Source organism: Planotetraspora sp. A-T 1434, assembly GCF_025420585.1.
Classification (GTDB): domain Bacteria; phylum Actinomycetota; class Actinomycetes; order Streptosporangiales; family Streptosporangiaceae; genus JAOEGB01.
This window is the reverse complement of the sequence record NZ_JAOEGB010000006.1, coordinates 211,683-224,336: the sequence shown is the minus strand read 5'-3', so window position 1 is coordinate 224,336 and position 12,654 is coordinate 211,683. Positions and strand designations below refer to the sequence as shown.

General features: G+C 71.5%; 10 protein-coding genes. 9 read left to right on the top strand and 1 reads right to left on the bottom strand.

Annotated elements, in window-relative coordinates; translation table 11 throughout:
• The first annotated feature begins 8 nt into the window (after positions 1–8).
• The 9 genes from murG to N5079_RS10500 all read left to right on the top strand — a co-directional run bounded on the left by murG (position 9) and on the right by N5079_RS10500 (position 9,173).
• Positions 9–1,088, top strand: coding sequence for an undecaprenyldiphospho-muramoylpentapeptide beta-N-acetylglucosaminyltransferase (murG, locus tag N5079_RS10540; protein ID WP_261583422.1), 1,080 nt, complete (start codon positions 9–11; stop codon positions 1,086–1,088).
• The gene (murC, locus tag N5079_RS10535) at positions 1,085–2,482 is read left to right on the top strand and encodes a UDP-N-acetylmuramate--L-alanine ligase (RefSeq protein ID WP_261583421.1); all 1,398 of its coding nucleotides are present in this window, start codon (positions 1,085–1,087) and stop codon (positions 2,480–2,482) included. Before murG ends, murC begins: the two co-directional genes overlap by 4 nt.
• The gene (locus N5079_RS10530) at positions 2,479–3,153 is read left to right on the top strand and encodes a cell division protein FtsQ/DivIB (RefSeq protein WP_261583420.1); all 675 of its coding nucleotides are present in this window, start codon (positions 2,479–2,481) and stop codon (positions 3,151–3,153) included. Before murC ends, N5079_RS10530 begins: the two co-directional genes overlap by 4 nt.
• A 226-nt stretch (positions 3,154–3,379) precedes the next feature.
• Complete coding sequence (gene ftsZ / locus N5079_RS10525; RefSeq protein WP_261583419.1) at positions 3,380–4,771, top strand: cell division protein FtsZ; 1,392 nt, start codon at positions 3,380–3,382, stop codon at positions 4,769–4,771.
• On the top strand, positions 4,764–5,471 hold the full coding sequence (locus N5079_RS10520; RefSeq protein WP_261583418.1) for a YggS family pyridoxal phosphate-dependent enzyme: 708 nt from the start codon (positions 4,764–4,766) through the stop codon (positions 5,469–5,471). Before ftsZ ends, N5079_RS10520 begins: the two co-directional genes overlap by 8 nt.
• A gap of 118 nt (positions 5,472–5,589) precedes the next feature.
• The gene (locus tag N5079_RS10515; protein WP_261583417.1) at positions 5,590–6,138 is read left to right on the top strand and encodes a cell division protein SepF; all 549 of its coding nucleotides are present in this window, start codon (positions 5,590–5,592) and stop codon (positions 6,136–6,138) included.
• A gap of 83 nt (positions 6,139–6,221) precedes the next feature.
• Positions 6,222–6,509 carry a YggT family protein gene (locus N5079_RS10510; RefSeq protein ID WP_261583416.1) on the top strand — a complete coding sequence of 96 codons (288 nt, stop codon included), beginning with the start codon at positions 6,222–6,224 and terminating at the stop codon, positions 6,507–6,509.
• 49 nt (positions 6,510–6,558) lie between these two features.
• Positions 6,559–7,422 (top strand): DivIVA domain-containing protein, encoded by an 864-nt coding sequence (locus N5079_RS10505; RefSeq protein ID WP_261583415.1) that lies wholly within the window; start codon positions 6,559–6,561, stop codon positions 7,420–7,422.
• A gap of 32 nt (positions 7,423–7,454) precedes the next feature.
• Positions 7,455–9,173, top strand: a complete 1,719-nt coding sequence (locus tag N5079_RS10500; protein ID WP_261583414.1) for a hypothetical protein — start codon at positions 7,455–7,457, stop codon at positions 9,171–9,173.
• A gap of 71 nt (positions 9,174–9,244) precedes the next feature.
• Here the strand turns inward: N5079_RS10500 and ileS are convergent, their stop codons facing one another.
• Positions 9,245–12,403 (bottom strand): isoleucine--tRNA ligase, encoded by a 3,159-nt coding sequence (ileS, locus tag N5079_RS10495; protein WP_261583413.1) that lies wholly within the window; start codon positions 12,401–12,403, stop codon positions 9,245–9,247.
• Between the last annotated feature and the right edge of the window lie 251 nt (positions 12,404–12,654).

The window sequence follows — 12,654 nt, the reverse complement described above, 5'->3', positions numbered from 1 at the left end:
GGAGTGACATGAGGGTGGTCCTCGCCGGCGGCGGGACGGCCGGCCATATTGAGCCGGCGCTCGCGCTGGCCGATGCGCTTCGCCAGCAGGACCCCGCGATCGGGATCACCTGCCTCGGCACCGAGCGGGGCCTGGAGACCCGGCTCGTGCCCGCCCGCGGCTACGAGCTGGCCCTGGTGCCCGCCGTGCCGCTGCCCCGGGCTCTCACCCCCCAGTTGCTGGCGGTGCCGGGAAGGCTCGCCGGGGCGATCAACGCGGCGGCCGGGATCCTCGACCGGGTCCAGGCCGACGTCCTCGTCGGGTTCGGCGGCTACGTCGCGACGCCGGGTTACCTGGCGGCGCGGCGGCGCGGCGTGCCGATCGTGGTCCACGAGGCCAACCCGCGGCCCGGCCTGGCCAACCGGCTCGGCGCCCGGCTCACCGACCACGTCTTCACCGGCCACCCGGACGCGTCGCTGCCCAACGCGCAGTACGTCGGGATTCCGCTGCGCCGCGAGGTCTCGATGATGGACCGCCTGTCCCTGGGGGACAAGGCGAGGTCCTACTTCGGGCTGGAGTCCGACCGGCCGACGCTGCTCGTCTTCGGCGGCTCGCAGGGCGCCCGCTCGATCAACCAGGCGGCCCTCGACGCCGCGCCTTATCTGCGGGCGGCCGGCATCCAGGTGCTCCACGTGATCGGGCCGAAGAACACGGTCGAGCAGGAGCCGCCGCCCGGCGACCCGCAGTACGTGATCCTTCCGTACGTCGACCGCATGGACCTCGCCTACGCCTCGGCCGACCTGGTGCTGTGCCGCAGCGGCGCGATGACCTGCGCGGAGCTCACCGCCGTCGGCCTGCCCGCGGCGTACGTGCCGCTGCCGCACGGCAACGGGGAGCAGCGGCTCAACGCCCAGCCCATCGTGCAGGCCGGGGGCGGCCTGATGGTCGACGACGCGGACCTGTCCGCGGCCTGGATCGTCGAGGTGCTGCTGCCGATCCTGAACGACCCCGAGCGGGTCGTCGCGATGTCCGAGGCCGCCTCCCGGCTGGGCCGCAAGGACGCCGACGTGACGCTCGCCCGCAAGGTTTTGGAGATCGCCTCGCGATGAGTCTTGTGAAGCTCGTGGAGCCCATCCCGGCGGGGGAACTGGGCCGGGTGCACTTCATCGGCATCGGTGGTGCCGGCATGTCCGGGATCGCCCGGATCCTCCTGAAGCGTGGCGTGCCCGTGTCGGGCAGCGACGCGCGCACCTCCGAGATGCTGAGCGAGCTGCGCGACCTCGGCGCCACCGTGCACGTGGGCCACGCCGCCTCCCACATCAAGGACGTCAACACGGTCGTCGTCTCCACCGCGATCCGCGACTCCAACCCGGAGCTGGGGGAGGCCCTGCGGCAGAACCTCCGGGTCATCCCGCGGGCCGCCGCCCTCGCCGCCGTGATGGCCGGCCGGAACGGCATCGCGGTCGCGGGCACCCACGGCAAGACCACGACCACCTCGATGCTCACCGTCACGCTGCAGAAGTGCGGCGCCGACCCGTCGTACTGCGTCGGCGGCCAGCTCGTCACGACGGGCCTCGGCGCGGACGAGGGCGCGGGCGACGTCTTCGTGGCCGAGGCGGACGAGAGTGACGGGTCGTTCCTCATGCTGGCGCCGCGCATCGCGGTCGTCACCAACGTCGAGGCCGACCACCTGGACAACTACGGCGACCCGCAGGCCGTCCACGACAGCTTCGCCCGCTTCGTCGAGCGGATCGGCTCGGTGCTCGTGCTCTGCGCCGACGATCCCGGCGCGGCGGCCCTCGGGCCCATCGCGCGGGCCCGCGGCCTCAAGGTCGTCACGTACGGCGAGGCCGCCGACGCCGACTTCCGTACCGCCGACGTCGTCCCGCGCGGGCTCGGCGTCGAGTTCACCGTGGCCGGGCACGGCAGCGTCCGGCTGGTCGTCCCGGGGCGGCACAACGCGCTCAACGCCACCGCGGTGGTCGCCGTGGCGATGGAGCTCGGCCTGCCGTTCGAGGAGGTCAGGGAGGGCCTGGCCGCGTTCACCGGGGCCAAGCGGCGGTTCGAGGCCAAGGGTGAGGCGGGCGGCGTGTCGGTGTACGACAGCTACGCCCACCACCCGACGGAGCTGGCGGCCGACCTGCGCGCCGCCCGTGACGTGGTCTCCGGCGGCGGGCGGGTGATCGCGGTGTTCCAGCCGCATCTCTACTCGCGCACCCGGTTCTTCGCCGCGGAGTTCGGCGCGGCCCTCGGCCTGGCCGACGAGGCGATCGTCCTCGACGTGTACGGCGCCAGGGAGGATCCGGAGCCCGGAGTCTCGGGCGCGCTCGTCGCGGGGAAGGTGCCGCTGCCGTCAGAGTGCGTCGCATACGTCCCCGACGGCGCTTCGGTGCCTCCGCTGGTCGCCGACCGGGCCCGCCCGGGAGACATCGTCCTCACAATGGGCGCGGGAGACATCACCGAGCTGGGCCCCCGCATCGTCGCGGAGCTGGCCGCCCGGTGAGGCCCGCCGTCCGGCGTGCGGCGATCGCCACCCTGCTGTCGGGCGGGGTGGTGGGCGCCGCGACCTGGGTGGTGTTCTTCTCGCCGGTTCTGGGCGTGCGGGTGGTCGAGATCACGGGGAACACCGTGGTGCCGGCCGAGCAGCTCCGCCTGGCCGCCGGAGTGCGGACCGGCACGCCGCTGGCCACCGTCGACCTGGACGCGGTGGAGCAGCGGGTGGAAGCCGTCCGGGAGGTCGAGTCGGCCCGCGTGGAGCGGAGCTGGCCGGGCACGGTGCGGGTGACCGTGGTGGAGCGCACGCCGGTCGCCGCCGTGCCGCTGGGCCGCGGAAGGTCGGTGGTCGTGGACCGCTTCGGAGTGGCCCTGCGGGAGGTGGCCGTGGTCCCGCCCCGGCTGCCCGTGCTGCGGGTCCAGCGTTTCGCGGCGGAGGACCCGGCCACCGGGTCGGCGCTCACCGTGCTGAGCCGCCTTCCGGAGGACGTGCTGCGCCGCGTCCGGGAGGTCCGGGCGCCGTCCCCGAAGTCGGTGACCCTCACGCTCACCGACGGCCGCACGGTCGTCTGGGGCGACGCGCGGCGCGCCGCGGAGAAGGGCCGGCTCCTCCTGGCCGTCCTCGGCAAGCCCGCGACCAGCTACGACGTCAGCTCACCCGGCGTGGTGACGGTCAAGTGAGATTTCTCACCGGCCGCACGGAGGGGGAGCGTGCGAATGGGACAGTGCGCGACACGCCGGACGGCCTTGCGGCGCGGTTAGTTGACCCTGGGGGAGGCGCAACCCTACTGTCCGTATCAATCCTCAGGTTGACATAACTCTAAATCTCAACTTGAGGGTGAGAGTTAGAAGAGACAGCGCGGGCACCGCCCGCACGAAACGTAAACGAGCGGAAAGGCCCCTCGTCGTGGCAGCACCGCAGAACTACCTCGCGGTCATCAAGGTCGTCGGCATCGGCGGCGGCGGAGTGAACGCCGTCAACCGGATGATCGAGGAGGGACTCAAGGGCGTCGAGTTCATCGCCATCAACACCGACGCCCAGGCGCTGCTGATGAGTGACGCCGATGTGAAACTCGACGTCGGGCGCGAGCTGACCCGAGGTCTCGGCGCGGGCGCCAACCCGGAGGTGGGCCGCAAGGCCGCGGAGGACCACCGCGAGGAGATCGAAGAGGTCATCAAGGGCGCCGACATGGTGTTCGTCACCGCCGGCGAGGGCGGCGGCACCGGCACCGGCGGCGCGCCGGTCGTGGCCAGTATCGCCCGATCGCTGGGCGCCCTGACCATCGGCGTCGTCACGCGGCCCTTCAGCTTCGAGGGCAAGCGCCGGGCCATGCAGGCCGAGGCCGGCATAGAGACCCTGCGCGAGGAGGTGGACACGCTCATCGTCATTCCGAACGACCGGCTGCTGTCCATCTCGGACCGCCAGGTCAGCGTGCTCGACGCCTTCAAGGCCGCCGACCAGGTGCTCCTGTCCGGTGTCCAGGGCATCACCGACCTCATCACCACTCCGGGTCTGATCAACCTCGACTTCGCCGATGTGAAGTCGGTCATGTCCGGCGCGGGCTCGGCCCTCATGGGCATCGGCCACGCCAGAGGCGACGACCGGTCCGTGGCGGCCGCCGAGATGGCGGTCTCCAGCCCGCTGCTGGAGGCCAGCATCGACGGCGCCCACGGCGTGCTGCTGTCCATCGCGGGCGGGTCCGACCTCGGTCTCTTCGAGATCAACGAGGCGGCCCAGCTCGTCTCCAACGCGGCGGCGTCCGACGCCAACATCATCTTCGGCACGGTCATCGACGACGCGCTTGGCGACGAGGTCCGCGTGACGGTCATCGCCGCCGGGTTCGACGAGCCGGTCGCCACCAAGCCGGTGGCCGCCCCGCTGTCGCGGTCGCAGCCGTCCCGCCCGCCGGCGGCGCCCCCGCCGTCCCGCCCCGTCGCGGCGGCCCCGGCTCCCACGCCGGTCCCCGCGCCCGCTCCGGCCCCGGTCCCCGCGCCGGCTCCCAAGCCTGAGCCGCGCGCCGAGCAGCCCGCGCCGCGTCCGTACGTGAGCCCGGCGCCCGCCCCGGCGCCGTCCGTGTCCGCCGTGCCGCCGCCCCCTGCGGTTACGCCGGAGCCGCCGCGTCCCGAGCCGGCCGCGGCGAACACCGGGCCGCTGTCCATTCCGCGTCCCACGCCCGAGCCGCCCACCCCCATCACCTCGCGCGTCACCCAGCCGGCTCCCCGCCGCCCGGTGGTGTTCGAGGAGCAGGAGGAGGAGCTGGACGTGCCGGATTTCCTCAAACCGGGCCCGAATGTATGACGATCGACGCTCGGAGATCGCGAGAAACCTGACAGAGGTGGAGCGGCGCGTCGAGGAGGCGTGCCGCGCCGCGGGCAGGGCCCGGTCGGAGATCACCCTCATCGCGGTGACCAAGACCTATCCCGCCTCTGATGTGCGGCTGCTCGCGGAGCTCGGGGTGTCCGACATCGGCGAGAACCGGGACCAGGAGGCGGCGCGGAAGGCCGCCGACTGTGCCGATCTCCCGCTCACGTGGCACTTCATCGGGCAGTTACAGACCAACAAGGTCCGGTCCGTCGTGTCCTACGCCCACCTCGTCCATTCGGTCGACCGGCTCAGGCTGGCCGAGGCGCTCAGCCGCGAGGCCGTACGGGCCGGGCGTGAGGTGGGGTGCCTCATCCAGGTCACGCTGGACCCGGAGGCCCCCAGCGGCCGGGGCGGCGTCCGGCCCGAGGACGTTTCCGAGCTGGCCGGCGCCATCGCCTCGGCGGAGGGCCTGTGGCTGGGCGGCGTCATGGCGGTCGCGCCCCTCGGGGAGGACCCGGGGGAGGCATTCGCCCGGCTGCGGGGGGTGGCGGAAGCCGTACAGAAGGAACAACCCTCCGCGAATGTGATTTCAGCGGGCATGAGTGGGGATCTTGCCCAAGCGATAGCCAACGGCGCGACACACCTGCGTGTCGGTACGGCGTTGCTCGGTCGCCGGAAGCCCTTCGTCAGGTAATGTCCCCCAAGTGGACCTTGGTGTCCGCGCTCAGGTAGAGGTCGATCAGCGGTGAGCTCCAAGGGGGGTACGGCTACCGCCCTGGCCTTCCCATAGAAAACGCGGAGGACGACGAGCGATGGCCGGCGCGATGCGCAAGATGGCGGTCTACCTCGGTCTCGTGGAGGACGACCGCTACGACGACAGGTACGGGACCGAGTACGGCGGCGACGAGGATTACGGCGACGACGACTACGAGTCGCCGAGGCGCGGCTTCGTCGTCGGGCCGTCCGGTGCCCCGGCGGCTGGGGCCGCCCATGTGGCGGCCCATGAGCGCGACGAGGACGGCGAAACGGCCGTCCCGGCACCCAGGCCCCCCACGACGGTGCTGGAGCGCCGTACGACCGATCTGGCGCGGATCACGACCCTTCACCCCCGCACGTACAACGAGGCGCGCACGATCGGGGAGCACTTCCGCGAGGGGACTCCGGTCATCATGAATCTGACCGAGATGGTTGACAGCGACGCGAAGCGGCTTGTCGATTTCGCGGCAGGTCTCGTCTTTGGCCTACACGGCAGCATCGAACGTGTTACCAACAAGGTATTCCTGTTGTCCCCTGCCAACGTTGAGGTGACCGCCGAGGACAAGGCCCGAATCGCGGAACGAGGCTTCTTCAACCAGAGCTAGAGTTCCATCTATGAACAGTGACCGGCCGAGCGGTACCCAATGGGACCGGAGGCAGTGGACCCAGATGGAGGCGGGGCTGGACCGTGGGGATCGTTAGCGAGATCTTGGTCGTCGCCCTGACTCTGTACCTGGTTCTGTTGATCGGCAGAATGATCTTTGAGACGGTGCAGGCTTTCGCCCGTTCCTGGCGGCCCTCGGGGGTCGTCCTGGTGCTGGCGGAGGTCACCTACACGGCGACCGATCCTCCTCTCAAATTCCTCCGCCGTTTCATTCCGCCCCTCAGGTTGGGTACGGTGGCCTTTGACCTGAGCTTCACAGTGCTGTTCATTGTGGTTTTGGTCTTGATCCAAGTCGTGAACGCGCTTCGTTGATCGGGTACCGTCCCGCCGGACAGACTCCAAGCGCGCCAAGGAGACCCAAATGCCGTTGACGCCCGCTGATGTGCGGAACAAGCAGTTCAGTACCACCCGGCTCAGGCCGGGGTACGACGAGGAGGAGGTTGACGCGTTCCTCGACGAGGTCGAGGCCGAGCTCGACCGACTCATTCAGGAGAACGAGGAGCTCCGTGCGAAGCTGGCTGAGTGCCTGAGGGGCAAGGTCCCCGGGGGCATGGGCATGGCCGGTTCCATGCAGATGGCGCCCGCCCCGGTCGCCGAGCCCAAGCCCGAGATGATGGCCCCCCAGCCTGAGCCGATCAAGCCCCCGGAGCCGGCCCGTCCCGAGCCCGTCCCCGTCGGCATGGGCCTCCCGCCCGCCGAGGACAACATGGACACCGCGGCCCGCGTGCTCGCCCTCGCGCAGCAGACCGCCGACCAGGCCATCGCCGACGCCCGCCGCGAGGCGGACGAGACCGTGACCCGCGCCCGGCGCGAGGCCGACGACATCCTGGGCAAGGCCCGCCGCCAGGCCGAGCAGATCATCGGCGACGCCCGCGCCCGGGCCGAGACGCTGGAGCGCGACGCCCAGGAGCGGCACCGCCAGGCCATGGGCTCGCTCGTGCAGACCCGTGACGAGCTCGAGCGCAAGGTCGAGGAGCTGCGCAGCTTCGAGCGGGAGTACCGCAGCCGCCTGAAGCTGTACCTGGAGAACCAGCTCGCCGAGCTGAACGTCTCCGCCGAGGGCAGCGGCGCCTTCCCGATCGTGGGCGGCCCCCCGGCGATGGCGCACGCCGTCGCTCCCGGTGGCCAGCCGATCACTGCGGGCCCCAACCCGTTCGGCCAGGAGCCCCCGCAGCACTCCGGCGCGTTCCAGGGTCCTGAGGGCCCGCACAACGACCGCCGGTAGGCAGCGGGCCCCCCACCCCGGAGAAACCCCCAGTGATCCTCATCAGCGCCGCACTGGTGCTCGCCGCCATCGTCCTGCTCATCGCGGGCGTTGTCCTGGCGAAGGCTTTTCTCGTGATGTGGTCGATCGTGATCAGCGTGCTCTCTGCGGTCTGCCTGCTGATCGGGGCTCTACTGAGGCGCCATGAGCTGTTCCCCGCCGGCGGACGCGCCGCCGACGGGCCGGTTCTCACCCCCCAGGGTTCCCCCGTCCCGCAGTTGGCGCATACCGGCGCCTCTGTGTACGGCGGGGCGCCGGCCCATCCGGTGGCCTCGCCCATGGTGGCGGTGCCGCCGGTCACGCATCACGGGGGGTTGCCGCCGCACACGTTCCCGTCGCCGCGGGTCCCGGCGACGGCGCCGATCACCCGTCCACCGGCCAGCGCCGGTCGCGGTCTCGGCCCTGAGACCATCGTGCTGGTCATCCCCGGCCGCAAGCGCTTCCACCTGCCGAACTGCCGGCAGCTCGTGGGGCGCGAGGTCGAGGAGCTGACCCACGAGGAAGCCCGCGAGGAGGGCTTCACCCCCTGCACCACCTGCCTGCCGGAGGCATCCGCCCGTCCGGCGGGCGACGCCGAGGACCTGGCGGAGAGCCGGGAGAGCCGGGAGAACCGGGAGAGCCCTCTCGGCACGCCGGCCGCGGTCGTCCCGCAGCCCGCCAAGCCCGAGCCGGTCACACCGGAGGCCACTGCCGGACCCGTCACCCCTGGACCCATCACTGCCGGACCCGTCACCGCCGACCCCGTGACCGCCGACCCTGTGGCCGTGGAACCGGACACCGCCGGCTCTGTCACCGCCGACCCCGTGACCGCCGGCCCTGTCACCGCCGGTCCTGTCACCGCCGGCCCTGTGACCGTGGGCCCTGTGGCCGTGGAACCGGACACCGCCGAGTCCGACGCCCCGGAACCCGACACGGGGGAGATCCCGGTGATCAAGCCCCAGTCGGCCCCTCTCGACTGGTTCAAGCGCGACGCGTCTCCCTCCTCCCCGCTGGAGCCGACGCCTGAGACGGAGACCGCCCGGTCCCCTTGGGCGACGTCCGGCTGGGGCATGTCCGGGTGGGCCGGCAAACCAGAGGCCGCCCGGCCAGAACCCGACGCGACCGTGCCCGAGGACACCACATCCGAAGACACCACGTCCGTGGACACGGAATCGGCACCGCCCCAGTCCGACTGGTTCAAGGCAGACAAGGCCGACAAGGCGGATAAATCCGAGCCCGAGCCCGAGCCCGCACCGGCCGCGCCCGAGCCGGCCGCTGACGACGCTGACCACACCCGCGACACCGCCGATAGCCACGACACCGCTGGCTCGGACGAGGCCGACGACGCCAATGACGCCGACGACGCCGACGACGCGGTGGATGCGGCCGAGGACCGGACGGCGAACACGAAGCCGGTGGAGCCGGCCGAGACCGAGGAACCCGGGCGCGCCGGGTTCACGGTCCCTTCCGGCTCCACCTCCGTGTCCAGTCCCGTACAGCAGGCCGGCGACGAGGGCGCGTCCGAAGACGACGAGGGCGACCACACGATCGAGACCCGCAGGATCGGCGCCACGCCTCCGGGATCGGTGAAGGTCATGGTCGGCACCCGCCGATACCACAGCTCGGAGTGCCCCCTGATCGCCGGCATGGACGACGCCGGCATCGAGGTCATGACCCGGGAGGACGCCGAAGAGGCCGGCCTCACCCACTGCTCGGTCTGTCAGGCCCGATAAGTTCCGTTCCGCGACGGACATGCGAAAGACCCCGCCAAGCCGTATGCGCTTGACGGGGTCTTCTCGTTCGGTCAGGCCTTGCGGAGGTGGAACGTCAGGCCGAGGTCGGCGTCCTCCTGCCGGGGCAGATCCTCGTCGGGGGAGCCCTCGGTGAGGCTCGCCGCCAGCACCTCGTCGGCGACGGTCTGGCCGCCGCCGCGCAGGGCCTCCGCCAGGTCGCCGTCGGCCGACCACCACAGGTCGATCCGGTCGGTGATGGACAGGCCGGTCGACTTCCTGGCGTCCTGGACGAGGCGGATGACCTCGCGGACCAGGCCCGCACGGCGCAGCTCGTCGGTGATCGCCAGGTCGAGCGCGACGGTCTCGCCGGTCCCGGTGTCGATCGCGCCGGTCTCCACGGCCCAGCCCGTCCTCGGCTGCTCGGTGACGATCACGTCGTCCGGGCCCAGCTCGACGACGCCCAGCTCTCCGGCGTCGACGGCGGCGGCCGTACCGGACCGGAGGGCCTGGGCCAGGGCGGCGGGGTCGGCGCCGCTGACGGCGCCGGCCACCAGCTTGGTTTGTGACCCGAACCGCTTGCCGAGGGCCCGGAAGTTCGGCTTGACGGTGAAGGTCACCAGGTCGGCCGAGAATCCGGACATGTCCTCCAGCCTCTGGACGTTCAGCTCGTCGGCGATCAGCTCGCGCAGCTCGCCCGGGAGGGTGGCCCAGCCCGGTGCGCCGATCAGGGCCCGGCCAAGCGGCTGGCGGGTCTTGACCGACGACGAGGCGCGGGCGGAGCGGCCCAGCTCGACGAGGCGGCGGACCAGCGCCATCCGCTCCGACAGGACCGGGTCGAGCAGCGTGCTGTTCACCTCCGGCCAGGTGGCCAGGTGGACCGACGGCGGGGCGTCGGCTCCGCGGAGCACGTCCCACACGTAGTCGGTGAGGAACGGCACCAGCGGCGCCATCAGCCGGGTGACGGTCTCCAGGCACTCGTAGAGCGTGGCGAACGCCGACGCCTCGCCCGACCAGAACCGGCGGCGGGACCGCCGGACGTACCAGTTCGACAGGTCGTCCAGGAAGTCCGCCAGGCGGCGGCCGGCCCGGGTCGTGTCGAACTCCTCCAGCGACGCCGTGACCTCGGCGACCGTCCGGTGCAGCTCGGCCAGGGCCCACCGGTCGATCAGCGGGCGCTCGCCGTACGCCGGGGCCTCGGAGAGCCGGTCCGGCGACCACGACTCGGCGTTGGCGTAGAGCGTGAAGAACGACGCGGTGTTCCAGTAGGTCAGCAGGACCTTCCTGACGATCTCCTCCAGGGCGGCGTGGCCGATCCGCCGGGGCGCCCAGGGGGAGCCGGAGGTGGCCATGTACCAGCGGAGGGAGTCCGCGCCGTGCTGCTCCATCAGAGGCATGGGCTGGAGCACGTTGCCGAGGTGCTTGCTCATCTTCCGGCCGTCCTCGGCGAGGATCAGGCCGAGGCACAGGACGTTCTCGTACGACGACCTGCCGAAGACCAGCGTGCCGACGGCCATCAGCGAGTAGAACCAGCCGCGGGTCTGGTCGATGGCCTCGCAGATGAACTGGGCCGGGTAGGACCTCTCGAAGACGTCCTCGTTGCGATGCGGCGCGCCCCACTGGGCGAACGGCATGGCGCCGGAGTCGTACCACACGTCGATCACGTCGGGGACGCGCCTGGCCTCCCCGCCACAGGTGGGACAGGGGAAGGTCACGTCGTCGACGTACGGCCGGTGCGGGTCGAGCGCGGACAGGTCCATGCCGGCGTGCCTGCCGAGCTCCTTCAGGGAGCCGACGCAGGTGACGTGCGACTCGTCCACCGAGCAGATCCACAGCGGCAGCGGCGTGCCCCAGTATCTGGAGCGGGACAGCGCCCAGTCGACGTTGCCCCGGAGCCACTCGCCGTAACGGCCGTTCTTGATCGTCTCGGGGAACCAGTTGGTCCGCTCGTTCTCGGCGAGAAGCTGGTCCTTGATCGAGGTGGTCCTGATGTACCAGGACGGCAGGGCGTAGTAGAGCAGCGGCGTGTGGCAGCGCCAGCAGTGGGGGTAGCTGTGCTCGAAGTGCCCGCCTCGGAAGAGCAGGCCGCGCTCGCGCAGGTCCTCGGTGAGCGGCTCGTCGGCGTCCTTGAAGAACAGGCCGCCCACGAGCGGAACGTCCGGGAGGAACCGGCCGTCGGGCCCGACCGGATTGACGACCGGCAGGCCGTACCGCTTGCAGACGGTCATGTCGTCGGCGCCGAACGCGGGAGCCTGGTGGACCAGGCCGGTGCCGTCCTCGATGGTGACGTAGTCGCCCAGGACGACATAGTGCGCGCCCGGGATGTCGACCAGGTCGAACGGCCGCGAGTAGGTCGTGTGCTCCAGATCCGCGCCGACGAAGGAGGCCACCACCTCGGCGTCGTCGCCGAGGACCCGCTCCAGCAGCGGCTCGGCCACCACCAGCACCTCGTCGCCGTGGCGCGCCGCCACATAGGTCACCTCGGGGTGCACGGCCACCGCCGTGTTGGACACCAGGGTCCACGGGGTGGTGGTCCACACCAGGAGAGAGGCGCCCAGCTCGGCGAGCGGGCCGGACGTGGCGGGCATCCGCACGTAAACCGACGGGCTGGAGACGGTCTCGTAACCGCCCGGCTGGCCCAGCTCGTGATCGGACAGGCCGGTGCCGCAGCGCGGGCAGTAGGGCGTGATCCGGAAGTCGCGGAACAGCAGGTCCTTGTCCCAGATGGTCTTGAGCGACCACCAGACGGCCTCGACGTACGACGGGTCCATCGTGCGGTAGGCCTGGGACATGTCGACCCAGTAGCCCATCCGCTCGGTCATCTCCTCGAACGCGTCGACGTGCCGCAGGACCGACTCGCGGCAGCGGGCGTTGAACTCGGCGATGCCGTACGCCTCGATCTCGGGCTTGCCGGAGAGGCCGAGCTCCTTCTCGACGGCGACCTCCACGGGCAGGCCGTGGCAGTCCCAGCCGGCCTTGCGGGGGACGTGGTAGCCGCGCATGGACTTGTAGCGGGGGAAGACGTCCTTGAAGACGCGGGCCTCGACGTGGTGGACGCCCGGCATGCCGTTCGCCGTGGGCGGGCCCTCGTAGAACACCCAGGAGGGGCCGTCCGCGTTCTGCTCCAGGGAGCGCTCGAACACCTTCCCGTCCCGCCAGCGTTCGAGCACCTCGCGTTCGAGGGCCGGCAGGTCGACCTGCGCGGGAAGAGAGCGGAAGTAATGGGAAGACATCGTCGGGCGGGACCTCCACGCGTGGCTGACATGGCGCGAAGGGACGAAGCCGGGACGGCTCCGCGGTACCACCCTCCTTGACGCCCCCGTAACCGATGGGCGCCCTCTCGTTTGATTCGCTGCCGGTTCTACTCGGCCCGAGGGCCTTTCTTCCGGCGGCTCCGGGGTGATCTTCCCTCCGCGGCTCGCCCCGGGCTCGCACCGTCCCCGGGTCGCTCACGCGAGTGGGTGCGGAGGTACTCGTCCCCATC

Excerpts from the sequence above, each read along its gene's own strand:
- murG (WP_261583422.1), top strand. The coding sequence starts at position 9 with ATGAGGGTGGTCCTCGCCGGCGGCGGGACGGCCGGCCATATTGAGCCG.
- murC (WP_261583421.1), top strand. The coding sequence starts at position 1,085 with ATGAGTCTTGTGAAGCTCGTGGAGCCCATCCCGGCGGGGGAACTGGGC.
- N5079_RS10520 (WP_261583418.1), top strand. The coding sequence starts at position 4,764 with ATGTATGACGATCGACGCTCGGAGATCGCGAGAAACCTGACAGAGGTG.
- N5079_RS10515 (WP_261583417.1), top strand. The coding sequence starts at position 5,590 with ATGGCCGGCGCGATGCGCAAGATGGCGGTCTACCTCGGTCTCGTGGAG.
- N5079_RS10505 (WP_261583415.1), top strand. The coding sequence starts at position 6,559 with ATGCCGTTGACGCCCGCTGATGTGCGGAACAAGCAGTTCAGTACCACC.
- ileS (WP_261583413.1), bottom strand. The coding sequence starts at position 12,403 with ATGTCTTCCCATTACTTCCGCTCTCTTCCCGCGCAGGTCGACCTGCCG.